This is a genomic window from Agromyces sp. MMS24-JH15, assembly GCF_043518605.1.
In the GTDB taxonomy this organism is placed as follows: Bacteria; Actinomycetota; Actinomycetes; order Actinomycetales; family Microbacteriaceae; genus Agromyces.
Map to the genome: position 1 here is coordinate 2,778,319 of NZ_CP171358.1, position 25,409 is coordinate 2,803,727.

The 25,409-nt window shown below is 72.0% G+C and carries 24 protein-coding genes, 1 tRNA gene and 1 pseudogene; 18 read left to right on the forward strand and 8 right to left on the reverse strand.

The window, feature by feature from the left end; all coding sequences use genetic code 11:
• Window positions 1-48 precede the first annotated feature (48 nt).
• The 11 genes and pseudogenes from ACDF64_RS12620 to ACDF64_RS12670 all read left to right on the forward strand — a co-directional run bounded on the left by ACDF64_RS12620 (window position 49) and on the right by ACDF64_RS12670 (window position 10,217).
• A complete protein-coding gene (locus tag ACDF64_RS12620; RefSeq protein WP_394555137.1) occupies window positions 49-1,743 on the forward strand; it encodes a CTP synthase in 1,695 nt (564 codons plus the stop codon).
• Window positions 1,736-2,335, forward strand: a complete 600-nt coding sequence (locus ACDF64_RS12625) for an NUDIX domain-containing protein (RefSeq protein ID WP_394551707.1) — start codon at window positions 1,736-1,738, stop codon at window positions 2,333-2,335. Before ACDF64_RS12620 ends, ACDF64_RS12625 begins: the two co-directional genes overlap by 8 nt.
• Complete coding sequence (xerD, locus tag ACDF64_RS12630; RefSeq protein WP_394551709.1) at window positions 2,335-3,234, forward strand: site-specific tyrosine recombinase XerD; 900 nt, start codon at window positions 2,335-2,337, stop codon at window positions 3,232-3,234. The genes ACDF64_RS12625 and xerD overlap by 1 nt, the downstream gene beginning before the upstream one ends.
• Window positions 3,235-3,285: 51 nt before the next feature.
• A complete protein-coding gene (locus ACDF64_RS12635) occupies window positions 3,286-4,170 on the forward strand; it encodes a ParA family protein (protein ID WP_394555139.1) in 885 nt (294 codons plus the stop codon).
• Complete coding sequence (locus ACDF64_RS12640) at window positions 4,154-5,035, forward strand: segregation and condensation protein A (protein ID WP_394551710.1); 882 nt, start codon at window positions 4,154-4,156, stop codon at window positions 5,033-5,035. Before ACDF64_RS12635 ends, ACDF64_RS12640 begins: the two co-directional genes overlap by 17 nt.
• A 34-nt stretch (window positions 5,036-5,069) precedes the next feature.
• Window positions 5,070-5,693, forward strand: a pseudogene (locus ACDF64_RS12645) (SMC-Scp complex subunit ScpB); the annotation flags it as partial.
• A 51-nt stretch (window positions 5,694-5,744) separates the two neighbouring features.
• The gene (locus ACDF64_RS12650; protein WP_394555141.1) at window positions 5,745-6,560 is read left to right on the forward strand and encodes a pseudouridine synthase; all 816 of its coding nucleotides are present in this window, start codon (window positions 5,745-5,747) and stop codon (window positions 6,558-6,560) included.
• A 1-nt stretch (window position 6,561) separates the two neighbouring features.
• Complete coding sequence (locus ACDF64_RS12655) at window positions 6,562-7,644, forward strand: prephenate dehydrogenase (RefSeq protein WP_394551711.1); 1,083 nt, start codon at window positions 6,562-6,564, stop codon at window positions 7,642-7,644.
• A 2-nt stretch (window positions 7,645-7,646) separates the two neighbouring features.
• Complete coding sequence (gene cmk, locus ACDF64_RS12660) at window positions 7,647-8,360, forward strand: (d)CMP kinase (protein ID WP_394551712.1); 714 nt, start codon at window positions 7,647-7,649, stop codon at window positions 8,358-8,360.
• Between the two features lie 61 nt (window positions 8,361-8,421).
• On the forward strand, window positions 8,422-9,966 hold the full coding sequence (der, locus tag ACDF64_RS12665) for a ribosome biogenesis GTPase Der (RefSeq protein ID WP_394551713.1): 1,545 nt from the start codon (window positions 8,422-8,424) through the stop codon (window positions 9,964-9,966).
• Between the two features lie 14 nt (window positions 9,967-9,980).
• Entirely contained in the window at window positions 9,981-10,217 is a 237-nt protein-coding gene (locus ACDF64_RS12670; RefSeq protein WP_394551714.1) for a DUF167 domain-containing protein, read from the forward strand.
• 3 nt (window positions 10,218-10,220) lie between these two features.
• On the opposite strand, the gene ACDF64_RS12675 is transcribed toward ACDF64_RS12670, so the two are convergent.
• Together ACDF64_RS12675 and ACDF64_RS12680 are read right to left on the reverse strand one after the other, a co-directional pair.
• On the reverse strand, window positions 10,221-11,699 hold the full coding sequence (locus tag ACDF64_RS12675) for an MDR family MFS transporter (RefSeq protein ID WP_394551715.1): 1,479 nt from the start codon (window positions 11,697-11,699) through the stop codon (window positions 10,221-10,223).
• Between the two features lie 46 nt (window positions 11,700-11,745).
• Window positions 11,746-12,051 carry a hypothetical protein gene (locus tag ACDF64_RS12680; protein ID WP_394551716.1) on the reverse strand — a complete coding sequence of 102 codons (306 nt, stop codon included), beginning with the start codon at window positions 12,049-12,051 and terminating at the stop codon, window positions 11,746-11,748.
• An 88-nt stretch (window positions 12,052-12,139) separates the two neighbouring features.
• Here ACDF64_RS12680 and ACDF64_RS12685 point away from each other — a divergent pair, with 88 nt between their 5' ends.
• Entirely contained in the window at window positions 12,140-13,030 is an 891-nt protein-coding gene (locus ACDF64_RS12685; protein ID WP_394551717.1) for a CHAD domain-containing protein, read from the forward strand.
• Between the two features lie 9 nt (window positions 13,031-13,039).
• Here the strand turns inward: ACDF64_RS12685 and ACDF64_RS12690 are convergent, their stop codons facing one another.
• A complete protein-coding gene (locus ACDF64_RS12690) occupies window positions 13,040-13,636 on the reverse strand; it encodes a GNAT family N-acetyltransferase (RefSeq protein WP_394551718.1) in 597 nt (198 codons plus the stop codon).
• 81 nt (window positions 13,637-13,717) lie between these two features.
• On the reverse strand, window positions 13,718-14,167 hold the full coding sequence (locus ACDF64_RS12695; RefSeq protein WP_394551719.1) for a pyrimidine dimer DNA glycosylase/endonuclease V: 450 nt from the start codon (window positions 14,165-14,167) through the stop codon (window positions 13,718-13,720).
• A gap of 120 nt (window positions 14,168-14,287) precedes the next feature.
• Here ACDF64_RS12695 and ACDF64_RS12700 point away from each other — a divergent pair, with 120 nt between their 5' ends.
• The 3 genes from ACDF64_RS12700 (at window position 14,288) to ACDF64_RS12710 (ending at window position 15,398) form a co-directional block, all read left to right on the forward strand.
• On the forward strand, window positions 14,288-14,791 hold the full coding sequence (locus ACDF64_RS12700; RefSeq protein WP_394551720.1) for a MarR family winged helix-turn-helix transcriptional regulator: 504 nt from the start codon (window positions 14,288-14,290) through the stop codon (window positions 14,789-14,791).
• Window positions 14,792-14,821: 30 nt separating this feature from the next.
• A tRNA-Pro gene (locus tag ACDF64_RS12705) sits at window positions 14,822-14,898 on the forward strand.
• 176 nt (window positions 14,899-15,074) lie between these two features.
• Window positions 15,075-15,398, forward strand: a complete 324-nt coding sequence (locus ACDF64_RS12710; protein ID WP_394551721.1) for a hypothetical protein — start codon at window positions 15,075-15,077, stop codon at window positions 15,396-15,398.
• A gap of 207 nt (window positions 15,399-15,605) precedes the next feature.
• Here the strand turns inward: ACDF64_RS12710 and ACDF64_RS12715 are convergent, their stop codons facing one another.
• The 4 genes from ACDF64_RS12715 to ACDF64_RS12730 form a co-directional block, all read right to left on the reverse strand.
• On the reverse strand, window positions 15,606-17,528 hold the full coding sequence (locus tag ACDF64_RS12715; protein ID WP_394551722.1) for an ADP-ribosylglycohydrolase family protein: 1,923 nt from the start codon (window positions 17,526-17,528) through the stop codon (window positions 15,606-15,608).
• Between the two features lie 100 nt (window positions 17,529-17,628).
• Complete coding sequence (locus ACDF64_RS12720; protein ID WP_394551723.1) at window positions 17,629-17,967, reverse strand: hypothetical protein; 339 nt, start codon at window positions 17,965-17,967, stop codon at window positions 17,629-17,631.
• Window positions 17,964-19,031, reverse strand: a complete 1,068-nt coding sequence (locus tag ACDF64_RS12725; RefSeq protein WP_394551724.1) for a hypothetical protein — start codon at window positions 19,029-19,031, stop codon at window positions 17,964-17,966. The genes ACDF64_RS12720 and ACDF64_RS12725 overlap by 4 nt, the downstream gene beginning before the upstream one ends.
• On the reverse strand, window positions 19,028-19,348 hold the full coding sequence (locus ACDF64_RS12730; protein WP_394551725.1) for a hypothetical protein: 321 nt from the start codon (window positions 19,346-19,348) through the stop codon (window positions 19,028-19,030). The genes ACDF64_RS12725 and ACDF64_RS12730 overlap by 4 nt, the downstream gene beginning before the upstream one ends.
• A gap of 105 nt (window positions 19,349-19,453) precedes the next feature.
• On the opposite strand from ACDF64_RS12730, the gene ACDF64_RS12735 reads away from it, so the two are divergent.
• The 3 genes from ACDF64_RS12735 (at window position 19,454) to ACDF64_RS12745 (ending at window position 25,389) form a co-directional block, all read left to right on the forward strand.
• Window positions 19,454-20,140, forward strand: a complete 687-nt coding sequence (locus ACDF64_RS12735; RefSeq protein ID WP_394551726.1) for an NUDIX domain-containing protein — start codon at window positions 19,454-19,456, stop codon at window positions 20,138-20,140.
• Between the two features lie 137 nt (window positions 20,141-20,277).
• Window positions 20,278-22,908 (forward strand): xyloglucanase, encoded by a 2,631-nt coding sequence (locus ACDF64_RS12740; RefSeq protein ID WP_394551727.1) that lies wholly within the window; start codon window positions 20,278-20,280, stop codon window positions 22,906-22,908.
• Between the two features lie 192 nt (window positions 22,909-23,100).
• Window positions 23,101-25,389: a glycoside hydrolase family 65 protein gene (locus ACDF64_RS12745; protein ID WP_394551728.1), complete on the forward strand. Its 2,289-nt coding sequence runs from the start codon at window positions 23,101-23,103 to the stop codon at window positions 25,387-25,389.
• Window positions 25,390-25,409 lie beyond the last annotated feature (20 nt).

Sequence of the window (25,409 nt, forward strand, 5' to 3'; positions counted from 1 at the left end):
AAAGGCTGGGCGAACGCTCAAGATCGTGGGTTAGGCTATAAGCCCGTGGTGGTAGAACGCGGTGCAGACAATTCGAACGACACGACCAAGCACATCTTCGTGACCGGTGGTGTCGTTTCTTCGTTGGGCAAGGGACTGACGGCGGCGAGCCTCGGCAACCTGCTCACGGCCAGGGGACTCCGGGTCGTCATGCAGAAGCTCGACCCGTATCTCAACGTCGATCCCGGGACGATGAACCCGTTCCAGCACGGCGAGGTGTTCGTGACGGACGACGGGGCCGAGACCGACCTCGACATCGGCCACTACGAGCGGTTCCTCGACATCGACCTGTCGCAGGCCGCGAACGTGACGACGGGACAGATCTACTCGACCGTCATCGCCAAGGAGCGCCGTGGCGAGTACCTCGGCGACACCGTGCAGGTCATCCCGCACATCACCGACGAGATCAAGCGGCGCATGCGACTGCAGGCGTCCGAGACGCCCAAGCCCGACGTCATCATCACCGAGATCGGCGGCACCGTCGGCGACATCGAGTCGCAGCCGTTCATCGAATCGGCACGCCAGGTGCGCCATGAGCTCGGGCGCAAGAACGTCTTCTTCGTGCACGTCTCGCTCGTGCCGTTCATGGGCGCGTCCGGCGAGCAGAAGACCAAGCCGACGCAGCACTCGGTCGCCACGCTCCGCTCCATCGGCATCCAGCCGGACGCGCTCGTGCTGCGCAGCGACCGCCCGGTGACCGAGGCGAACAAGCGGAAGATCGCGCTCATGTGCGACGTCGACGAGGCCGCGGTCGTGAACGCGGTCGACGTGCCGTCGATCTACGACATCCCGACGATGCTCCACGACCAGGGCCTCGACGCCTACCTGATCGAGGCCCTCGGGCTCGACGGGAAGGCGAGGGACGTCGACTGGTCCGGCTGGAGCGACCTGCTGCAGGTCGTGCACGACCCCGGGCACGAGGTCACGATCGGCCTGGTCGGCAAGTACATCGACCTCCCCGACGCGTACCTCTCGGTCACCGAGGCGCTGCGCGCCGGCGGGTTCGCGAACGACGCGAAGGTCAGGATCGAGTGGATCCCGTCCGACGAGTGCCAGACGCCCGAGGGCGCGCAGAAGCACCTCGCCCACCTCGACGGCATCTGCGTGCCCGGCGGGTTCGGCGTGCGCGGCATCGAGGGCAAGCTCGGTGCGCTCCAGTACGCCCGCGAGCACCGCATCCCGGTGCTCGGGCTGTGCCTCGGCCTGCAGTGCATGGTCATCGAGTACTCGCGCCACGTCGCCGGGCTGCCCGGGGCATCCTCGAGTGAGTTCGACCCCGACACCGAGTTCCCCGTGATCGCGACCATGGAGGAGCAGGTCGAGATCATCGCGGGTGGCGACCTGGGCGGCACCATGCGGCTCGGGCTGTACCCGGCCGCGCTCGCCGAGGGATCGCTGGCCGCCGAGCTGTACGGCGCGACCGAGGTCTCCGAACGCCACCGCCACCGGTACGAGGTCAACAACCGCTACCGCGAGCAGATCGCGGCGGCCGGCCTCGTGTTCTCGGGACTCTCGCCCGACCGCCACCTCGTCGAGTTCGTCGAGCTCCCGCGCGAGGTGCACCCGTTCTACATCGCGACGCAGGCGCACCCCGAGCTGCGCAGCCGCCCGAACCACGCGCACCCGCTGTTCCGCGGACTCGTGGCCGCGGCGCTCGAGCGCCAGCAGGCGAGCCTCCTCTTCGACGACGTCCAGAATGGCTGAGGCCGAAGCGGCGACGCCGCTGGCCGACCTCTCGGTCGACCTGCCGGTGCTGCACTCGGAGGTCGTGTTCGACGGGCGCATCTGGGATGTCCGCCGCGAGGCGGTCGAGTACGACGGCGAGCAGCTGGTCCGCGACTTCGTCGCCCACCCGGGCGCCGTCGGCGTGCTCGCGGTCGACGACGACGATCGCATCGTGCTGATCCGCCAGTACCGGCATCCGATCCGCTCGCGCAACTGGGAGATCCCCGCGGGGCTGCGCGACCTCGCGGGCGAGGATCCGCTCGACACCGCCAAGCGCGAACTCGCCGAGGAGGTCGACCTGGTCGCGGCCGACTGGTCGCTCCTCGTCGACTTCCACACCACGCCGGGCGGCAGTGACGAGACGATCCGGATCTACCTGGCCCGCGGACTCGCGGAGGCCCCGCAGGCCTTCGCGCGCGAAGGCGAGGAGGCCGACATGGAGGTGCGCCGCGTGCCGCTCGACGAGTGCGTCGACGCGGTCCTGGAGGGCCGGCTCCGCAACGGGCCGCTCGCGGTCGCGGTCCTCGCCGCCGCCGCGGCGCGCGGACGCAGGACGGGCGCGACGGGCTGATGCCGGCGGCCGTCGAGGACTACCTCCGCCACCTCGCGGTGGAGCGCGGCCTCGCCCGCAACACGCTCCAGGCCTACCGGCGGGACCTCGACGGGTACGTCCGCTGGCTCGAGGGCAGGGGTATCCCGAGCCCGCTCGCAGCGACCGAAGCCGACCTCGCGGCGTTCCCGCACCACCTCGTCGCCGAACGCGTGCCGCCGCTGTCGACCGCGTCCGTCGCGCGCACGATCAGCGCGGTCCGCGGGCTCCACCGATTCCTCCTGGAGGAGGGTGCGGTCGCGGTCGACGCGAGCCGCGACCTCGCGCCGCCCAAGCAGGCCAAGCGCCTGCCGAAGGCGATCAGCGTCGAGGACGTCGAGGCGCTCCTCGAGGCCGCGGGCGGCGAAGAACCCGGGCAGCTGCGCGATCGGGCCCTGCTCGAGCTGCTCTACGCGACCGGAGCGCGCGTCACCGAGGCGGTCGGACTCAACGTCGACGACCTCGACGACGAGGGTGTCGTGCGCCTGGTCGGCAAGGGCGGCAAGGAGCGCATCGTGCCCGTCGGCAGCTACGCGCACGCCGCGCTGTCCGCGTACCTCGTGCGTGCCCGGCCCGTGTTCTCGGTGCGCGGCCGGTCGACGCCGGCGCTCTTCCTGGGCGCGCGCGGCGGGCGGCTCGGGCGGCAGGCGGCCTGGTCGGTGATCAGGGATGCCGCGGAGCGCGCCGGGCTCGAGGCATCCGTCTCCCCGCACACGCTGCGGCACTCCTTCGCGACCCACCTGATCGCCGGCGGTGCGGATGTCCGGGTCGTGCAGGAGCTGCTCGGGCACTCCTCGGTGGCGACCACCCAGATCTACACGCTGGTCACAGCCGACACACTCCGAGAGATGTACACGCTGGCCCACCCCCGCGCTCGTTAGAATCGTCCAAGCGCGGCCCCTGCGGCCGGGCACGAAGGAGATGGATCGGTGATCGAGCAGACGCAGGAACTGGCGGACGGAGTCCCTTCGCTGGATCCGGAGCTCGGCCCGACCGGTCGGCCGCTGCGGGAGTTCCCGGACCCCGCACCGCTCGGCGCGCACGGCCCGGCGCGCATCATCGCGCTGTGCAACCAGAAGGGCGGGGTCGGGAAGACGACCACGACCATCAACCTCGGCGCGGCACTGGCCGAGTACGGCCGCCGCGTGCTCGCCGTCGACTTCGACCCGCAGGGCGCGCTGTCGGCGGGCCTCGGGGTCCGCAGCCACGACGCGCTGACCATCTACGACCTGCTGCTCTCGCGCACGGTCGACCCGAAGGACGCGATCCAGCGGACCGCGACGCCCGGGCTCGACGTGATCCCGGCGAACATCGACCTCTCGGCCGCGGAGGTGCACCTCGTCACCGAGGTCGCGCGCGAGCAGATCCTCGCGGGCGTGCTCCGGAAGGTCTCCCACGACTACGACGTGGTCCTGATCGACTGCCAGCCGTCGCTGGGGCTGCTCACGGTCAACGCGCTGACCGCCGCGCACGGCGTCGTGATCCCGCTCGAGTGCGAGTACTTCGCGCTGCGCGGCGTGGCCCTGCTCATCGAGACCATCGACAAGGTGCGCGACCGCCTCAACCCGGCGATCACGCTCGACGGGATCCTCGCGACCATGTACGACGCGCGCACGCTGCACTCGCGCGAGGTGCTCGAGCGCGTGGTCGACGCGTTCGGCGAGGACGTGCTCGAGACCGTGATCACGCGCACCGTGAAGTTCCCCGACGCGACCGTCGCAGCGACGCCGATCACCGAGTTCGCTCCCGAGCACCAGGCGGCCCGGGCGTATCGCCAACTCGCCAGGGAGCTGGTCTTCCGTGGCTCGGTCGCCTGAGGCGCAGCGGCGCGTCGAGGGCGAAGCATCCGGCCGTCAGGCGCGGCCGAGCACGGCGGATGCGCCGGGTGAGCCGGGTGCGCCCGGGTTCCGCGTCGCGCTGACGAACTTCGAGGGCCCCTTCGACCTGCTGCTGTCCCTCATCTCGAAGCACGAGCTCGACATCACCGAGGTCTCGCTGTCGAAGGTGACCGACGAGTTCATCGCCTACCTGCGGGGCCTCGACTCCGCCGAGGAGCTCGACCGCGCAAGCGAGTTCCTCGTCGTCGCGGCGACCCTGCTCGACCTCAAGGTCGCCGGGCTCCTGCCGCAGGGCGAACTCGTCGACGCCGAGGACGTCGCGCTCCTCGAGGCGCGGGACCTGCTGTTCGCCCGGCTGCTCCAGTACCGCGCGTTCAAGGAGGCGTCGCGCTGGTTCTCCGAGCACCTCGAGGCCGAATCGCGGCGGCACCCGCGCACGGTCCGCCTCGAGGACCGGTTCCGCAATCGCGACCCCGAGCTGCGCTGGACCCTCACGCCCGAGGACTTCGCCGCGCTCGCGACGCTCGCCCTCACGCCGAAGGAGGTCCCGGTCGTCGGCCTCGGCCACCTCCACGCGCCGCTCGTGTCGATCCGGGAGCAGGCCGCGCACGTGGTCGCGGTGCTCCGCCGCGGCGGCACCCGGACCTTCCGGGAGCTCATCGCGGGCGTCGACCGTCCGGGCGTCGTGGTCGCGCGCTTCCTCGCCGTGCTCGAGCTGTACCGCCACGCCGCGATCGGGTTCGAGCAGCTCGAGCCGCTCGGTGAGCTCACGCTGCGCTGGGCCGCGGGCGAGGACTGGGACGAACGGAACCTCCAGAACCTGGGAGCCGACTATGACGAATGAACCCGACGACCAGCTCGGCGGCGCCGACGCGCCGATGGATGCCCCGGAGCCGGAGCCGGAGCCGCAGCCGGAGCCCGGGCCCGAGCGCTCGGTCGCCGCACCGCTCGACGTGCCGGGACAGCCCAGGCTCGACCTCGATCGCGCGCTCGAGGCCATCCTCTTCATCGCCGACGAGCCGCTCGGCGTCGTCGCGCTCGCCGCGGCCGTCGCGCGCCCGGTCGCGGAGGTCCGCGCCTCGATCGCGCGCCTGGTCGCCGACTACGACGGCGAGGGGCCCTCGGGCGAGCCGCGCACCGACGTCGAGTCGGAGCCGGGCGGGCGGGGCATCCGCCGCGGCTTCGAACTCCGCGAGGTCGGCGGGGGCTGGCGGTTCTACGTGCGGAGCGAGTACGACGTCGTCGTCGAGTCGCTCGTGCTCACGCAGCAGTCGACCCGGCTCTCGCAGGCCGCCCTCGAGACGCTCGCCGTGGTCGCGTACAAGCAGCCGATCTCGCGCCCCGCGATCGCGTCGATCCGCGCCGTGAACGTCGACAGCGTCGTGCGCACGCTCGTGGGCCGCGGGCTCATCAGCGAGGTCGACACCGACCCGGAGACGGGCGCGATCCTCTACGGCACGACCGACGAACTCCTCCAGCACCTCGGCGTGAACTCGCTCGACGAGCTCCCCCGATCTCGCCGCTGCTGGACGACGGACAGGAAGGATTCGACCTTGAACACGCCTGAGCAGGGAACCGGCGGGAGGTCGACCGAGGGCGAGCGCCTGCAGAAGGTGCTCGCCGCCGCGGGCGTCGCGAGCCGCCGCGTGTCGGAGGAACTCATCGTCGCCGGGCGCGTGACCGTCAACGGGAAGGTCGTCACCGAGCTCGGCAGCCGGGTCGACCCCGAGCACGACCAGGTCACGGTCGACGGCGTCGCGGTGCAGCTCGACACCGCGAAGCGGTACTACATGCTCAACAAGCCGCGCGGCGTCGTCTCGTCGATGCGCGACGAACAGGGTCGCCCGGACCTCCGCCGCTTCACGGACGACCTCGAGGAGCGCGTCTACAACGTCGGCCGACTCGACCAGGACACGAGCGGACTCCTGCTGCTCACGAACGACGGGGAGCTCGCGCACGTGCTCGCGCACCCGTCGTTCGGCGTCGAGAAGACCTACATCGCGAAGGTGCGCGGTCGGGTGCACCCGCAGGCGATCCAGCAGCTCCGGCAGGGCATCGAGCTCGAGGACGGCCCGATCCGGGCGGACCGCGCGCGCATCCTGCAGGCGCAGGGCGACGCGACGTCGACGATGGTCGAGCTCACGCTCCACTCCGGGCGGAACCGGATCGTCCGCCGGATGATGGACGCCGTGGGGCATCCGGTCATCGAGCTCGTCCGACGCCAGTTCGGCCCGCTGCACCTCGGGACGCTCCGTTCGGGACAGCTGCGCGAGTTGACTAAGGTGGAACGCGGCCAGCTGCTCACCATCGCGCGCTCCGCCGGCTCCGACCCGGCGACGCCGCAAGCCGGCCGGAAGGGAACGGACTGACGTGGTCGAGTCTCGACTCACCGGCCCCGTGCGAGTCGTGGGCGCCGGCCTGCTCGGCACGAGCGTCGCGCTCGGGCTGCGGCAGCGCGGCGTCGACGTGATCCTCGCGGACGCCTCGCCGACGCACGTCGCGCTCGCGGTCGATCTCGGCGCCGGGCGGCCGGCATCGCCCGACGACCGCCCCGAGCTCGTCGTCGTCGCCGTGCCGCCGGACGTGACCGCCGCGGTCGTCGCCGCCGAGCTCGCGGCCTTCCCCGACGCGATCGTGACCGACGTCGCGAGCGTGAAGGCGGGCATCCTCGCCGAGCTCCGCGAACGCGGCGCCGACGTCTCGCGCTACCTCGGCTCGCACCCGCTCGCCGGTCGGGAGCGCGGCGGGCCGCTCGCCGCGCGAGCAGACCTGTTCGCGGGGCGCCCGTGGGTGGTCGCCGCGCACGACGACATCAGCTACAAGCGCGCGAGCGCGGTCGACGACCTCATCCTCGACCTCGGCGCCACCCTCGTGGAGATGACGCCCGAGGAGCACGACCGCGGCGTCGCGCTGATCTCGCACGTCCCGCAGGTGGTCTCGAGCCTGATGGCGCGGCGGTTCATCGACGCGACCGAGGCATCCCTCGGCCTCGCCGGACAGGGCGTGCGGGACGTCACGCGAGTCGCCGCGAGCGACCCCGACCTCTGGGTGCAGATCCTGGGCGCCAACGCGGTGTCCGTCCGGGACATCCTCGTCGCCTACCGCGACGACCTCGACCGCTTCATCGACGCGCTCGCCGACCCCGGCGCCACCGGTGCGCGACGCCGCATCGCGGAGGAGCTCGCGGGCGGCAACACCGGCGTCGAGCGCCTGCCCGGCAAGCACGGCACCGACAAGCGCTTCACGACCGTCATCGTGATGGTCGACGACCGCCCCGGCCAGCTCGCCCGGCTCCTCGCGGAGATCGGCGAGATCGGGGTGAACCTCGAGGACCTCCGCCTCGAGCACTCGCCGGGCCGCCAGGTCGGTCTCGCCGAGATCGCAGTCCTCCCCGAGGCGGCCTCCCGCCTCACCACCGAGCTGGCCGCCCGCGGCTGGCGGATCGCAGGTTGAACGTGAACGCCCCTGAGCACGCCCAGGTGCACGCCCCCGTGCACCACCCCCTCGTCGTGGCCGTCGACGGACCCGCCGGAAGCGGCAAGTCGAGCGTCTCGAAGGCGGTCGCGCGCGAACTCGGCTTCGGATTCCTCGACACGGGCGCCGCGTACCGTGCGTTCGCCTGGCACGTCGAGGCCAGCGGCATCGACACGGACGACGAGGCATCCGTCACCGCGTGCCTGCCGTCCTTCGACTACCGCATCGGCACCGACCCCGCCGGGTACGCGGTGCACGTCGGCTCGACCGACGTGACGCTCGCGATCCGCGAGCCGCACATCTCGTCGATCGTGAGCCGCGTCGCACGCGTGCCCGCGGTCCGCCACCACCTCATCGAGGTGTTCCGCGCGCACATCGCCGACGAGCGCCGGCCCGGCATCGTCGTCGAGGGCCGCGACATCACGACCGTCGTCGCACCGGACGCCGCCGTGCGGATCCTGCTCACCGCGTCCGAGGAGGTGCGCATCGCCCGCCGCTCGGCCGAACTCGTCGACGTTCCCGAGTCGATGACCGGCGAGCAGTTGCGCCGCCGCGACGAGGCGGACTCGAAGGTCGTGGACTTCATGAACGCCGCCGACGGCGTCACAACCGTCGACTCGACCGAGCTCGACTTCGACGGGACGGTGGCGGCCGTGATCGGCGTCATCCGCTCGCTCTCAGCCGTCACTGGTTGAATGGACCCGGGGGAGCGCGCCGCACGTCGTTGCAGCGTGCCCGAATGACTGAGGAGACACGATGACCGACCGCGACGACGAATTCGACGCGCCCGAGTTCGATGCGCCCGAGTTCGATGCGGCCGAGGACCACCTCGCCGAGCGACTCGCCGACGTCGACGACGAGCTCGCCGACCAGCGGGCCGCCGCGCTGCGCACGGGCCTGGACGACTACGAACTCGACGACGAGGACCTCGAGCTGCTCGAGCAGGCCGAGTTCGGCGACGACGGCGTCACGTACCTTCCCGCCCTCCCGGTCATCGCGATCGTCGGCCGGCCGAACGTCGGCAAGTCCGCGCTCGTGAACCGCATCCTCGGCCGCCGCGAGGCCGTCGTCGAGGACACCCCCGGCGTCACGCGCGACCGCGTCTCGTACAAGGGCGAGTGGATGGACCGCCGGTTCACGCTCGTCGACACCGGCGGCTGGGAGCCCGACGCCAAGGGCATCGACGCCTCCGTCGCGGCCCAGGCCGAGGTCGCCATCGACCTGAGCGACGTCGTGCTCTTCGTCGTCGACGCAATGGTCGGCGCGACCGCGACCGACGAGCACGTCGTGCGGCTCCTCCGCAAGGCGCAGAAGCCGGTGTTCCTCGTCGCCAACAAGATCGACGACCCGCGCCAGGAGCCCGAGATCCACGCGCTCTGGAACCTCGGGCTCGACCAGCCGTACGCCGTCTCGGCCCTGCACGGCCGTGGCGTCGCGGACCTGCTCGACGAGGTGTTCAAGGTGCTGCCCGAGACCTCGGCCGTCGCGAAGCAGGAGATCGGCGGGCCCCGGCGCGTCGCGATCCTCGGCCGGCCGAACGTCGGCAAGAGCTCGCTGCTGAACAAGGCCGCGGGCGAGGAGCGCGTGGTCGTGAACGAGCTCGCGGGCACGACGCGCGACCCCGTCGACGAGCAGATCGAGCTCGGCGGCAAGGTGTGGCGCTTCGTCGACACGGCGGGCATCCGGCGTCGCGTGCACCTGCAGCACGGCGCCGACTTCTACGCGTCGCTGCGCACGCAGGCCGCGCTCGAGAAGGCCGAGGTCGCGGTCGTGCTCCTCGACGTGACCCAGCCGATCAGCGAGCAGGATGTCCGGATCATCGAGCTCGTGCTCGAGTCGGGCCGCGCGCTCGTGCTCGCCTACAACAAGTGGGACCAGCTCGACGAGGACCGTCGCCGCTACCTCGAGCGCGAGATCGAGCAGGACCTGCACCACGTCTCGTGGGCGCCGCGCGTCAACATCTCGGCGAAGACCGGCCGGCACCTGGAGAAGCTCGTCCCGGCGCTCGAACTCGCCCTCGAGTCGTGGGACACCCGGGTCCCGACCGGCAAGTTCAACGCCTTCCTCGCCGAGCTCACGCAGGCGCACCCGCACCCGGTGCGCGGCGGACGCCAGCCGCGCATCCTGTTCGGCACGCAGGTCTCGAACCGGCCGCCGACCTTCGTGCTGTTCACGACCGGATTCCTCGACCCGGCGTACCGCCGGTTCATCCAGCGCCGCCTCCGGGAGATCTACGGGTTCCAGGGCTCGCCGATCGTCGTGAACATGCGCATCCGCGAGCGGCGCGAACGCAAGCGCTGACCGGGGCCGGCGCCGTGGATCTCACGATCCGGGTGAAGCCCGGCAGCCGGAAGGGTCCGCTCGTGGAGGCGCTCGAGTCGGACCCCGTCGCCGACTGGGTCGTGCACGTGCAGGAGCGTGCGGTCGACGGCGCCGCGAACGACGGCGTCGTCGCCGCGCTCGCAGTGCACTTCGGCGTGCCGCGCAGCCGCGTCGCGATCGTCCGCGGCGCGACGGCGCGCGTGAAGCGCGTGCGGATCGACGAAGGCTGAGCCCTAGGCGGCGCGCTCCGGCGCGGCGACCTGCTCGTCCTGCGCGTCGGCCGCCTCCTGCGCGTCGCCCTCGAGGTGCTCGGCGCGGATCGCGGGGATCGCGATCGCCGCGACGAGCATGAGCGCGGCCGTGACCGCGATGCCGATGAACACGGCGCCGGACGCGGCCTCGACGACCTCGGGCTCCTGGACGCCGCCCGGGTTCGCGGCGAACACCGCGTTCGCGAGCGCGCCGAACACCGCGACGCCGACCGCGCTGCCCGCGGAGCGCGCGAACGCGTTCGCGCCGGTGACCACGCCGCGCTCGCTCCACCCGACCGACGACTGCGCCGCGATCAGGCTCGGGGCCGCGACCCAGCCCAGGCCGAAGCCGATCACGAACGCGACGCCGGCGATCGACCAGGGGTTCGGGAAGGGCGCGAGGAACGACAGCGCGATCGATCCGGTCAGCGTGACGAGCGCGCCGATGACGGCCGTCGCGCGGAAGCCGATCCGCAGGTACAGCCGCCCCGACAGCGATGCCGAGAGCGGCCAGCCCAGCGTGAGCGCCGCGACGGCCGCGCCGGACACGAGCGGCACCACGCCGCTCGCGTTCTCGAGGTAGGTGGGGATGAACGACGTGACGCCGATCATCACCGCGCCGACGCCGACCGCCACGAGCGTGGTCGTCGCGATCAGGCGGCGCGTGAAGATCGACAGGTCGAGCACGGGCTCGGCGGCGCGACGCTCGACGAAGGCGAAGACGACGAGCGAGACCAGCCCGATCCCGAAGACCGCCGCGGTCTGCCACGACGCCCACGGCCAGGCGTGCCCGCCCTCGAGGAGGCCGAGGATCACGAGCGTGAGGCCGAGCGTGAGCAGGATCGCGCCGGCGACGTCGATGCGGTGGCGCTTGCGCTCGATCTGTTCGTGGTACGAACGCGTGAGCATCCAGCCCGCGATGAGCGCGAGCGGGATGTTCACCAGGAAGATCCACCGCCACGACGTGAACTGGCTGAACACGCCGCCGAGCGCCGGCCCGACGACCGAGGAGATCGCCCAGACGCTCGCGATGTACCCCTGCACGCGCGCACGCTCGGCGACCGAGTAGATGTCGCCGATGATCGTCATCGACATGGGCGCCACCGCGCCCGCGCCGAGGCCCTGCACGACGCGGAACGCGATGAGCGCGGGCATGCTCCACGCGAACCCGCACAGGATCGACCCGAGCAGGAACAGGCCGACCCCGAACAGGATGATCGGCTTGCGCCCGACGGTGTCCGCGAGCTTCGAGTAGATCGGCACGGAGACCGCCTGTGCGAGCAGGTACACCGAGAAGAGCCACGGGAACTGCTCGAACTCGCCGAGCTCGCCGACGATGCTCGGCACCGCGGTCGCGAGGATCGTCGCGTCGATCGCGATGAGCCCCGTCGCCAGCATCAGCGAGATGAGGACGGGGCCGCGCTCGGAGCGGAAGCCGACCGCGGCGTTCGAGTCAGTCACACTGTGAGCCAAGGCGTTCGCGGCCGGCGGTATTCCGAGCCGGCGGTCAGGCGACCTGCTCGACGATCGCGATGCGGCTCGCGTCCGTCCAGCCCTCGGACAGGCCCGCGAACGCGGCCGCGCGCCCCTCGGAGGCGTTGTACGCCGCCTCGATGCGGGCGAAGTCCTCGGCGTCGCCCTCGGTGCTCACAGCCCACGTGAACTCGCGGACCTCGGGGTCGAAGTAGGCGAACTCGATGCGGAATCCGGCCGCTTCGCGGGCCGGGACGAGCGTCGTCGGCCACCATTCGAGGAACGCCTCGACGAGGTGCGGCTTGAGCTCGTAGCGGCGGAGCTGGGTCGTGCGGGTCATCCGATGGTCCTTTCGTCTCCTCGACGCTACCGCCCGGACGCGGTCGGGATCGAACGCTCGACGCGGGGTCCGCGCTAGCCTCTCACCTGTGGGGGAGGACGCACGCACCACCGGCGCGGCGCTCGTGGCAGCGCTCTCGGGCTACGCCTCCGAGTTGCCCGCGCTCGAGCGTGCGGCCGCCGCGGACGATCCCGACGGCGTGCACCAGGCGCGCATCCTCGTCCGCAGGCTCCGCAGCCTGCTCGCCGCGTCGCGGCCGTACTTCGCCGACGGTGCCGCCGACGACGTGCGCGCCCACCTCGAGCGACTCGGCGACGACCTCGGGGAGGTGCGCGACCTCGAGGTGCGGATCCGGCACGCGGAGGAGCACGTCGGTGTGGGCGCGGATGCCGCCGCCGTCGAGCGGCTGATCGTGCGCGAACGCGCCCGCTACCGCGAGGCGCACGCCGGACTCGTCGAGGCCATCGCGGCCGACGGTTCGGCGCACGATGCGCTCGCGGCGTTCGTCGGGGAGCCCCCGTACACCGGGGGCGCGGGCGGGCCGGCCGACTCGTCCGCCGAGGCGGGGCTGCGGGCGCTCCTCGTGGCCGAATCACGCCGGGTGCGGCGCGCGGCCCGCCGCGCGCTCGGCGACCTCGACTCACTGCACCGGCTGCGGCGGGCCGCGCGCCGGCTCCGCTACGTCGGCGAAGCCGTGACGGCCGGCCCGGCCGCCGTGCTCGGCGAGGATGCCGCTGCGCTCGCGGCCGCGGCGAAGGACGTGCAGGACGTGCTGGGCGACCATCGCGACGCGCTGCTGTTCGCCCTCCAGGTCGAACGGGCCGAGACCGCGGCGCGCGACGCGGGCGAACCGGTCGACGACTATCCCGCGATCGCGGCCTCGGCGTTCCGTGCGGCGACCGAGCGGATCGAGGCGCTGCCCGACGCGTGGCGGTCGTTCCGGGCGTGCGCGGACGTCGTCGCGGCGGGGGAGGACTGAGGCGCGGGTTCAGGCCTCGATCCGCGCCTCCATCACCGCACGCCCCTGCGTGGGACGCGCGACCACTTCGAACCCGGCGCCGACGAACATCGTCACCGTGCCGACGAAGAGGTCGGCCGCAGCGACGTTCGTGCGCGCCGCGGGGTCGATCGCATAGCCCTCGATCGTGCGCGCGCCGTGCTGGCGGGCGTGCTCGACGGCGGCGTCGGCGAGGGCGCCGGCGACGCCTCGACGGCGATGCTCGCGCGGGACGACGAAGCAGGTCAGCGACCACACGTCGGGATCGTCGAGGTCGCGGTTCCTCGACCCGTCGGCGATCAGTCGGCTCCGGCGCAGTCGCGGCAGGTGCATGCGGGGTTCGATCGCGCACCAGCCGACGGGCGTCGCACCGTCGTAGGCGAGGAGGCCCGCGTTCGAGGCCGGCTCGGCGAGCTGCTCGGAGAGCCTCCGCCGGAGATCGTCGTCGGGCATGGGCCATTCGCTCTTCGGAACCTTGTACCACTGGCACCAGCAGTGCGCCGCGTCGCCGCGCGTGCCGAACACGGCCTCGACGTCGGCGAACGGGACCGTGTTCGCGGGAACGATGCGGAATCCGTCGTCGGACATGCGGCCACGATAGCCCCGGCGGCCGACATCGAGGCGGGCTCCGGCTGGGGCGATCGCGGTACCGGGTGGGTGCGCCTGCGGTCAGGGAACCGGCCTGACGACCTCCCACGCCTCGACCGGCCCGGGAACGACCACGAAGAGCGGATGCGGGTCCGGAAGGACCGCGGCCGGGTCATCCACACCGAGTTCTCGGAGCCGGCCGGGGGAGCGGGACGCGAGCTTCGCGACCAGGTGCGCCCACTCGTAGGCGAGTTGGCCGTCGGCGACGGGGATGCGCAGCGAATCGTCGCGGCCCGAAGTGATGCGGGTTCGGTCGAATCGGTACGCACGGGCATCCGCCTCGTCGGCGAGCCCGTGCAGGAACGTGCCGATCGCCTCGGCCGGGCGTCCGCGGAAGCGGGCGAGCTGCGGGTGGGCGGTGTAGCCCGTCGTCAGGCCGGCCAGCACCTTCTGGGCGAGGAGGGCCTCGCGCCACGCCGCCACGAGGCCCGCGGCGTCGAGGTAGCGGGGGTGGAGGCTCCAGAGGCGCATCCGGTCAGGATACGGCGGCAGGTGAGTGCCCGCGTGAGCGGATGCCCCGGTGCGCGGATGCCCCGCCGCTGACGCGTGCTCGAATGGTGAAGCAAGGTAACGATCCGCTAGCTTCACGATGTGGAACCCAGCGTGCTCGACCGGCTGCTCCGCATCGGCGACCTCTTCGACAAGGACCTCGCGCGCGTCGTCCGCGGCACGACGCTCACGCCGTCGCGGCTGCGCGTGCTGCGGGTCATCCAGCATGTGGGGCCGATGACGCAGCACGCGCTCGCCGCCGCGCTCGAGGTGAGTCCCCGCAACGTGACCGGGCTCGTCGACGCACTCGAAGCCGGCGGCTACGTGCGCCGCACGCCGCACCCGCGCGACCGACGCGCGGTGCTCGTCGTGCTGACCGACCCGGCCGTCGAGTTGATGGCCGGCATGCGGTGCGACCAGGCAGAGCTCGGCAGGGCGCTGCTCGAGGCGGTGGATCCTGCGGACCGAGCGGCGTTCGAGCGCGGCGTCGCGGCGGTCGCGGATCGGTTGGCGGTGCTCGTCGCCGGGGCCGGGGACGGAGTGGACGACGAGCCGCGCGCCGAGCGGTTCGCACGTGCACGAAGCACCCCGCCGGGCACGCTATGATTGACGAGTTGCCTCGGGGAACCGGGGCATCGGGCTGTGGCGCAGCTTGGTAGCGCACTTGACTGGGGGTCAAGGGGTCGCAGGTTCAAATCCTGTCAGCCCGACCAGCAAATAGGCAGATCAGGGGCCGTTTCCGAGAATGTCGGAGGCGGCCCCTGATTCATTGCGCTGGTGTGTACCGGGTGACGCCACGATGCGAGCCGAGCGACTCCCCGACGGCGAACGCCAGGTCGAGCCTCGCGCGATGTGACGGTTGCGCGACCTGCGTCGATAGCATCTGTGCATGCGGCGGCCCGATCACGGCACAGAGTCGAAGGACGGCCTGCAATCGACCCTCAGATTCCCGGTGGGTGTCGCGCTGCTCCTCTTCCGAGGTCTCGCCCTCTGGGTCCTGCTCCCCGTCGGAGTCCTTGCCTGGCTCGTCGTGTTCTCCTGGCGTGACAAGCTCCGTCTGGGCGAGTTCCTCGGATGGCTCGATCTGAACGCCATGGCGCTGATGCAACGCACCGTGTTCGCCGCGTGGATTCCGCGCCCGACCGTCGACTACATCCCGCTGCGCGACAGCGTCGGAAGCACGTACAGGGTCGGCATCTTCGGCCTGCTGTAGCCGACGACCCGGGCGAGGCGGCTTCGCAGGCGCGAGGCGGCGCCCGTGCCTTCGCTCGGTGGGCACCCTGCGCATGATGTGCGCATCGGAATCCGAGCGGAACGGCCAACGCGAAGTCCACCACCGTTCTGTTGGTGGCCCCGCTCGCAGACGGGGTTCATCGACCCGTTGTCGTGCGACGCCGGCGGACTCGGTCGCGATCCTCGACTACACGACCGCCGCCCCGCCCAGCAGGTAGCCCGTCACGGACTCCCACGTCGGGAACGCGTTCCCCGGCCCGAAGTGCAGCCACGTGCCGTCGAAGCGGTCGGCGCCGTTGTTCGGGCGGTCGTCGACGAGGTAGTCGCCGCGATTGAGGTCCTTGTGGTGCGAGAGGATGAGCCGCTTGTACGCGGGCGTGCCCTTCTCGACGCCGAGGTGGCGCTGGACCCACTCGAGCTTGTCGCTCCAGGCCGACGGATTGAGCCAGGGCGCCGTGGAGAGGATGTACACGTCGTGGACGGCTGCGAGCTGCCGGTAGGCCTCGATGGCGCCCGGCATCGGGTCCATGAGGGCGAAGATGCCGGGGATCTCGTCCCTGCGGTCCGTGTACTCCTCGAGCAGTTCGGGGGCGACGCGGTCGAAGGCCGAGGGGAAATCGACGAGCGTGTTGTCGAGGTCGATGTAGACGATCTTGCGGGCTGGGGGAGTCGAGGTCGCGGCGGATGCCGCGGCGACGCGGTCGACGGCGGCGCGGAGGAACGGCGCGGGGGCGAAGTCCGGCAGCGTCGCTTCGATGACGCGCCAAGCCCGAGTGATCGGGATGTCCCGGTGCCGGGCGCTGTACAGGGCGGCGACGGCCGCGGTGCGGCTGCGCGCTTCGGCGCAGTGCACGAACACCCGTCGGCCGTCCGCGCGGAGGTCGGCGATGAGGTCGGCGGTGTCCGCGAGCACGCCGTCGGTGTCGAGGTTGGCGCCGTCCTCGTCGATGAGCCAGACGGTGAGGCCGTCGATCCCGGCCGGGCGTTCGTCGGTGCCGATCCGACAGAGCGAGACGACGAAGTCGACCCCCTCGGGCAGGTCCGCGAGCGCCGACTGCGATCCGAGCCAGACGCCGTCGTCGTGCGGATGCCGGCGCGCCGGGGTGTGCCGGAAGCCGGGTCGGTGCGCCGACGTCGCGGTCGGCCAGCCGATGGCGTCGGGGGAGCCGCCGCGCGCGGCGAGCACCGCGAGGCGGATCAGGTCCTCGGCGCGGAGGTCGGGCCATCCGTGCAGGCGGCGCTGCCAGGTGAGCGGGACCGCGCTGCCGCCGAACCGCGCGCCCGCGAGCGAGCCCGCGATCGCGGCGACGGTGTCGGTGTCGTTGCCGCCGCGCACCGCGCGTTCGAGCGCGTCGGGGAGGGAGGATGCGCCGTTCACGGCCGCGAGCGCGGCCTGGAATGCGCGGACCACCCACCCGTTGTCGGCGCTGAAGTCGCGCGGGTGCGCGCCGGGGACGAGCGCCTCGTCGATCAGCGCCGACCAGCGGGCCCGGCGCTCGGCGGGAAGGTGCACGAGGCCGGCGTGGACGTCGAGGTCGCCGGTGCGGATCGCGTGGCGGATCGCGAGGCACCAGAGTGCGGTCGCGTCGACGTTGTCGTCCTCCCAGTGCGTGAGGCGGGCCACCCGGCCGGCCGCATCGACGAGCGCGGCCTCGGCACCGTCGGCGAGGTAGCCGAGCGCGATCGGTCCGGTCCGCATGAGCGATCCGTTGCCGCCCGATCGGCCCGCGCCGCGGTGCTCGGCTTCGGCGGCGGCGCGCGAGGCATCCTCGGTCGTGTGCTCGGGGAGGCGGGCGAGGACCGCGCGGGTCTGCGCACCGACGTCGCGTGACGTTCGCGCCCACTCGCGCCACTCGGCGGGGATGCGCCCGAGGACGATCGCGTCGTTCAGCGATTCGCCGCGGGCGAGGGCCTGGAGCAGCGGGACGGCCATGCTCGTGTCGTCGGTCCACTCGCCTTCGGCGTGGCCGAAGTGGCCGATGCCGAACGTGACGGGTGCGTCGTCGGGCAGCGCGGGTCCGAACTCGTACTGGGAGCCGAGCGCGTCGCCGGCGGCGGATGCGAGGACCGCGCCGACGGCGCGGTCGAGGCGGAAGGGGGTCGTGGTCATGGGGTCTCCTCGGGTCGAGTCTCGGGCATGAACGGTCGTGGCGGTACTCGGGGTCGCGGCACGGATGCCTCGCGACGGGTGCTGCCGGCGCGGCCGGGTGTCAGGTCAGTTCGTCCGCCGCGGCCCCGCACACGGGGCATCCTGGAGCGGCGGCGCAGTCGGCACAGACCGGCTTGCGCTGCCCGGCACCGGATGAGGTCCGCTGGCCGGACGGCTCCACGGCGATGTCGCACCAGGTCCGCAGCCAGTCCGCGCCCTGTTGCGTGCACCCGGTCCAGTGGACGAGGTGCAGCACGTCCGCGGGGACTTCCTCGCGGGCGACCGGGGCGGCGGCTGGGGCCGCGGCCGCCGATGATGTGGCGACGGCGACGGCGACGGCGCGGCCGCGGGCGTGGCCGTCGGCCCGCTCGCGCCCACGCCGCACGTCGGTGAGGTTCACGCCCGGTCCGACGGCGAATCCACCGTCGCCTCCGCTGCGGAGTGCTCGCCCGCGTCGAGTCCGAGCGCTGCCCGGGAGGCCCGGTACTTCGCGGCGAGCCGCTCTCGGGTGGCCTCGTCGAGTCGCCGCGTGCGCCACGGCGCGCTGTTGTCGTCCAGGTCGGCGGCCTTCACCCGCAGCGCCCGGGGGTTGCCGCGCACCCGCTGGGAGTAGTCGCCGTCCTGCCACGGGAATCCGGGCCGGGTGAGCACGGCGACGACCTCGACGATCTCGGGAAGGATGCCGGCCTGGAGGAGGTCGCCGGCGGTCAGGTCGGTGTCCTCGAGCACGTCGTGCAGCCAGGCCGCCGCACGCTCGATCGGCTGATCGACCGCGTCGAATCGCCCCGCGACCCGGGCCGGGTGGTCGATGTACGCGGCGCCGAGCTTGTCGGTCTGGGCGCGGTGCGCGATCGAGGCGATCGCCTCGGCCCGCGCCGACTGCACGAGTCCGTCGACGTCGGTCATGCGCGGGTCGGACTCGGAGCGCTCGAAGCGCGGGGCCGCGAGTTCGGCCGGGAAGCGCTCGGTCATCGCCCGGTGGTCGAGTTCGTCGGGCGCCTCGGCGTCGCGGATCGTGAGCCACCGGTCGAGCGGCACCTCGACCCAGATCCCGTGGATCCACTCGAAGTAGCGCCGCACGCCGGCGTCGTCGGTACGGGCTGCGACGAAGCCGAAGTGGATTTCCGCTTCCCAGCTCAGTTCGTAGAACCGCTCGAGGTCACGAGCACGCCCGACGATCGGGGCCGGCGCGTGCGCATCGGTGCGGTCGTCGACGAACCAGTCGTGGTTCAGCCGCGGCGGGATCCGGGCGATCCGCTCGCCCCGCCCGTCCGTCGTGAACTTCACGTGCTGCAGCGTCGCGATCCGCTTCGCGTGGACGTACCCGTTCGCGGCGGGCATCCGCCAGTCGACGACCCCGTCGTCGCCGACGTGGACGAGACGCAGCAGCGGATGCCCCGCCCAGCGATCCTCGGGCACGTCGACGGGCTTGAGTGGCCCGACGTGGGCGAACCCCGCGCTCATTCGGCGGCCCCGGCGGGTTCGGTGACGGCGCGGGTCACGATCGGCGCGGCGACGAGGCGCTCGCCATTCGGCCCCTCGAGCCCGCGGTACACGAACTGCCAGAATCCGTCGACCTGCGTCTCGCCGACGCACTCGTACACCGCGAAGACGCTGTACGCCGCGGGCTGGGCCAACGGCAGCTTCGCCACCATGCCGGTCAGCGGCCGGCCGGACAGGCTCGCGGGAAGGTCGCCGGTCTTCAGGCCGTCGCGCGGCCCGCCGACGTAGATGCAGAAGAGGGTGGGGTCCTGGTTGTTCGCCGACTCGATGCTCGTCATGCTCGCCTCCCGTGGCTGATTTAGCGCGTTACTCGTCTTTTTCGATCCACCACCAGTATGCACGGCACCACCGACATTTGCGCGGATGCCACCTAAAGTGGGGGAATGGTCTTCCGCGACAGCTCCGACCGCACCCTCGAGGACTACCCGCGACCCTCGGTGGCGGTCGACACCGCCGTGCTCACCGTGCCCGACGGCGGTCCGTTGTCGGTGCTGCTGACCCGAACGAACGACTCCGCCCGAGGCGGTGGCGACGAGTGGAGGCTCCCCGGCACGTTCCTGCACCCGGGGGAGACGCTCGCGGACGCCGTGCTCCGTGCGCTGCGACTGAAGGCCGGGATCACCGGGCTGGACCCGAGGCAACTCCGCGTGTTCGACGCTCCGAACCGCGATGACCGTGGCTGGGTGCTGTCCGTCGCGCACGTCGACGTCGTCCCGGCGCACCGGCTGGAGCTCATCTCGCGCACGCGCCTGGTCGACGTGACCGGACCCGTCGGCCTGAAGTACGACCACGACGACATCGTCGCCGCGGCCGTCGAGTCGCTTCGTGCCGACTACCGACGAGCGCCCGACCCCGCCGGACTCCTGCCGCGACGCGAACCGACCGACGCCGAACCTCCGGACGCCTTCACGATCTTCGACCTCCGGCGCCTCCATGAGACCGTGCTCGGGGAGCGGCTCGCGCGTGATGCCTTCCGTCGACTCATGCTGCCGCAGCTCGAGGCGACCGGGGTCCTGCGGCGCGGTGCGCGCGGGAAGCCCGCGGAACTGTATCGGCGACGGCAGCCGTAGCGTCCGGCGTACTCCCCGAGGCGGCGTCGATGACCAGGCGCGCCTGTGGACAACCGTCATGCCGGATCGAAGCGCTTCGATATGGTCGCCGAGGCGGCCGACCGCGGTCGCCTCCGACACGAAGGAGTGTGCGAATCGTGAGATTCAGCAGGACGGCGATCGGGCTCGCGCTGGCAGCGGGCACCGTCATCCCCCTCGCCGCCGCCCCGGCAGCATTCGCTGCCGCGGGCGCAGCCGCCGGTCCGCCAGCGGCCGGCCCCGGCTACGAGTGGTCGAACGCGGCGATCTCGGGCGGCGGCTACGTGCCCGGCATCATCTACAACCCGACCGAGGAGGGGCTCGTCTACGCGCGCACCGACATCGGCGGAGCGTACCGGCTCGACCGGGCGACCGACGAGTGGGTGCCGCTGCTCGACCACGTCGGCTGGGACGACTGGAACCGGCTCGGGGTCCTCAGCCTCGCGACCGACCCGGTCGACACCGCGAAGGTGTACGCGGCCGTCGGCATGTACACGAACGACTGGGACCCGAGCAACGGTGCGATCCTGCGCTCCGACGACTACGGGGACACCTGGCAGGCCTCGGCGCTGCCGTTCAAGGTCGGCGGCAACATGCCCGGTCGCGGCATCGGCGAACGCCTGCAGGTCGACCCGAACGACAACGAGGTCCTCTACTACGGCGCCGAGAGCGGTCAGGGCCTGTGGCGTTCGACCGACGCCGGCGTGACGTGGTCCGAGGTCGCGTCGTTCCCGAATGCGGGCGACTTCGTGCCCGACGCGGGATCCGGCAACTCGTACCTCGGGCAGAACCTCGGGGTGCTGTGGACGGCCTTCGACGGGGCATCCGCTGCCGCCGGCGAGCCGACGCAGACGATCTTCACCGCGGTCGCCGACACCGACGACATCCTGTACCGCTCCGACGACGCCGGCGCCACCTGGCAGCCGGTGGCGGATGCCCCGACCGGGTTCCTGCCGCACCACGGCGTCATCGACGAGACCGGCCGGTTCCTCTACCTCTCCACGAGCAACACGTCCGGGCCGTACGACGGTTCCGACGGCGCGGTGTGGCGCTACGGCATCGACGACGGCACCTGGACCGACATCACACCCGCCTCGCGCCCGGTCGGCGTCGACTTCGGCTTCGGCGGCCTCACCGTCGACCGGACGAACCCCGACACGATCATGGTGGCGTCGCAGATCCAGTGGTGGCCGGACATCCTGATCTTCCGCTCCACCGATCGCGGCCGGACCTGGACGCAGATCTGGGACTACGCGTACGACGCGAGCGGCAACGGCAGCCTGCTCACGAGGTACGACCAGTCGATCGACGAGGTGCCGTGGCTCGCGTTCGGCAAGCAGGTCGGGGAGCCGACGATGTGGTCCGAGCCGACGCCGAAGCTCGGCTGGATGGTCTCGGCGCTCGAGATCGACCCGTTCGACTCCGACGAACTCATGTACGGCACGGGCGCGACGATCTATCGCAGTGAGGACCTGACGAACTGGGATGCGCCGGGCGGGGTCATCCACCTCGCGCCCGCCGCCGGCGGCATCGAGGAGACCGCCATCCAGGACCTCGTCGCGCCGGCCGGCGACGTCGACCTCGTGTCGGCGATGCTCGACCTCGGCGGGTTCGTGCACGACGATCTCGACACCGTCGTGAACACGTTCCAGGCGCCGTACTTCGGCGGCGCGACGAGCGTCGACGCGGCCGGGCTCGCGCCGGAGACCATCGCGCGCGCCGGCACCGACGGGACCGCTGCGATCGTCGCGGCCGTCTCCCACGACAGTGGCGCGACCTGGACCGCGTCGCCCGCAGCCGCCGGGGCGACCGGCTCCGGCACGCTCGCCGTGGCCGCCGACGGCCAGGGCGTCGTGTGGGCGCCCGCGGGCGCCGGCGTGCGTCACTCGGCCGACGGCGGCGCGACCTGGACGGCCTCGACCGGCCTGCCGGACGGCGCGCGCGTCGAGGCCGACCGCGTCGACGCGGACCTCGTGTACGGGTTCGCCGGCGGCACGTTCTACCGGTCGACGGATGCCGGTGCGACGTTCGCGGCGGCGACCGCGGGCGGTCTCCCTGTCGCGGGCCCGGTGCGCTTCGCCGGCGTGCCCGGCGCCCCGGGCCAGGTCTGGCTCGCGGGCGGCGAGGACGACGGCCCCTACGGGCTGTGGCGCAGCGCCGACGCCGGCGACACCTGGACGGCGGTGACCGGCTTCGACGCGGCCGACACGGTCGGGTTCGGCAAGGCGGCGCCCGGTGCGACGTCGCCGGCGATCTACACGGCGGCCGAGCGCGACGGCGTCCGCGGCGTGTGGCGTTCGATCGACGGCGGTTCGACCTGGACCCGCATCAACGACGACGAGCACCAGTTCGGCTGGATCGGCGCCGACATCGAGGGCGACCCCGATGTGTTCGGTCGCGTGTACGTGGCGACGAACGGTCGCGGCATCGTCGTCGGCGACGACGCGGATGCCTCGGCGCCGGCCGCGTGGGCCGCGAAGCACGACTACCCGGCGGGCTCGGTGGTGACATCGGGCGGCGCCGTGTGGACCGCCACGTGGTGGACGCGGAACCAGAAGCCGGGTGATGTCCACGGCCCCTGGCAGGAGATCGCCGCGACGCCGACCGGCGTGAGCGTCTGGACCCCGACGCGGATCTTCGAGACCGGCGACGTCGTCGACCGCGACGGCGTGCGCTGGCGCGCGAAGTGGTGGACCCGCGGGCAGGAGCCCGGCGCATCGGCGTGGGGTCCGTGGGAGCAGCTCGACTGATCCCAGAGCGGGAGCGGAGGCGGGGGCGGTCGCACGAGCGGCCGCCCCCGTCGCCGTCGGTGCGTGGCGTGCGTGCGGTGCGCGTGCGGGCCTCCCCTCGGTCGCGTTCGACCATGCGAACAGCACGGTTCCCGCGATACCGTCGGACTCGGATGCCGCACCGCATCCATCGCCGGCAGGGGAGGCATGCGCATGAGCGAGCGGGTGTTCGACATCGAGCCGTACGCGATCAGCACCAGTCGGCTGGACGACAGCCGCATCCGACTGATCGAGTCCATGACCTCGACGGGGAATGCGCACCTGGGCATGCGCGGGAACTTCGAGGAGGGCTACTCCGGCGACAGCCACCGCGGGACGTACGTCGCGGGCGTCTGGTTCCCGGACAAGACCCGCGTCGGCTGGTGGAAGAACGGCTACCCCGAGTACTTCGGCAAGGTCATCAACGCGGCGAACCTCATCGCGATCGACCTCGAACTCGACGGCGAGCGCGTCGACCTGTTCTCCGGCCGGCACGAGGACTTCCTGCTGCGGCTCGACCTGCGGAACGGCCTGCTCACGCGCTCGTTCACGTACCGTACGGAATCGTCCGTCGTCCGGTTCGAGTTCGCGCGGTTCCTCTCGATCGTCACGCCCGAGCTCTGCCTGCAGCGGCTCAGGATCACCGTGCTCGACGGAACCGTGCGCGTGCGGGCGACTCCGAGGATCGACGGCGATGTGCACAACCTCGACGCGAACTACGGCGAGCAGTTCTGGAGCGAGGTCGGGCGCGGCGCCGCGCCGGTCCCGCACCTGTCGCTGCGGACGATCCCGAACCCGTTCGGGACCCCGCAGTTCACCGTGACGGCCGGCATGCGGGCGGATGCCACGGGGCTCGAGGCATCCGGCATGGTGGATGCCCCGCTCCAGGCCGGCCTCGCGTTCGAGGGCACGCTCGCCGCAGGAGCGTCGGCCGAGCTCCGGAAGACGACCGCCGTCGTCACGACCCGTGACGTCGAGGAGGCGGAGCACGTCGACGCGGTGCGCGACCTGCTCGGGGCATCCGAGGGCCGCACCTTCGACGACCACCTGGCCGCGCACTCGGCGCGCTGGGAGGAGCGCTGGGCCCGTGCGCAGGTCGTGATCGAGGGCGACGACGAGGCGCAGCAGGGCATCCAGTTCAACCTCTTCCACCTGTTCTCGACCTACTACGGGGAAGACGAGCGACTCAACATCGGCCCCAAGGGCTTCACGGGCGAGAAGTACGGCGGCGCCACCTACTGGGACACCGAGGCCTACCTCGTGCCGCTCTACCTCTCGCTCGCGTCTCCCGAGGTGTCGCGGGCGCTCCTCGCGTACCGTCGTGCCCAGCTCCCGCAGGCGCGGCACAACGCACGGCAACAGGGCCTCGCCGGCGCGCTCTACCCGATGGTGACCTTCAACGGGATCGAGTGCCACAACGAGTGGGAGATCACGTTCGAGGAGATCCACCGCAACGGCGCCATCGCCTACGCGATCCACAACTACACGCGGTACACCGGTGATCGGTCGTACCTGGAGGGTCCCGGGATCGAGGTGCTCGTCGAGATCGCCCGGTTCTGGGCCGACAGGGTGCACTTCAGCGATCATGCGGGCGCGTACATGATCCACGGCGTGACCGGCCCGAACGAGTACGAGAACAACGTCGCCAACAACTGGTACACCAACACCCTCGCCGCGTGGGTGCTCCGGTACACCGCCACGGCCTTGGACGAACTGCGGCCGGGGCGTGCGGGTGAGCTGGGTGTGCCGGCTGACGAGCGCGCACGGTGGCGCGAGATCGCCGACCGCATGTACCTTCCGTACGACGCCGCGCTCGCCGTCAACGTGCAGCACGACACGTTCCTCGACAAGGACCTCCGCCACACCGACACGATCCCGGCCGACGAGCGCCCGCTCAACCAGCACTGGTCGTGGGACCGGATCCTGCGGTCGTGCTTCATCAAGCAGGCCGACGTGCTCCAGGGCATGTACCTGTTCGAGGAGGACTTCACCGCCGACGAACTGCGTCGCAACTTCGAGTTCTACGAGCCGATGACGGTGCACGAGTCGTCGCTGTCGGCATCGATCCACGCGGTGCTCGCCGCCGCGATCGGCGAGCGCGAGAAGGCGATCGAACTGTATCGGCGCACCGCGCGGCTCGACCTCGACAACTACAACAACGACACCGAGGACGGCCTGCACATCACCTCGATGAGCGGTGCGTGGCTGGCGATCGTGCAGGGATTCGCCGGGATGCGGGCGACCGACGCCGGCCTCTCGTTCCGCCCGTTCTGTCCCGCGGGCTGGTCGGCGTTCTCGTTCACCGTCGGGTACCGCGGCCGCGTGCTCGAGGTGCGGGTCGAGGCCGAGCTCGTGCGGATCGCGCTCCGCGAGGGGGAGCCGCTCGAACTCGACGTGCACGGTCGGCGCGAGGTCGTCGACGGTGAACTCGTCGTGAGCCTCCGGGTGCAGGACGGCGCCTGAAACGCAGCTTCCCGCCCCGC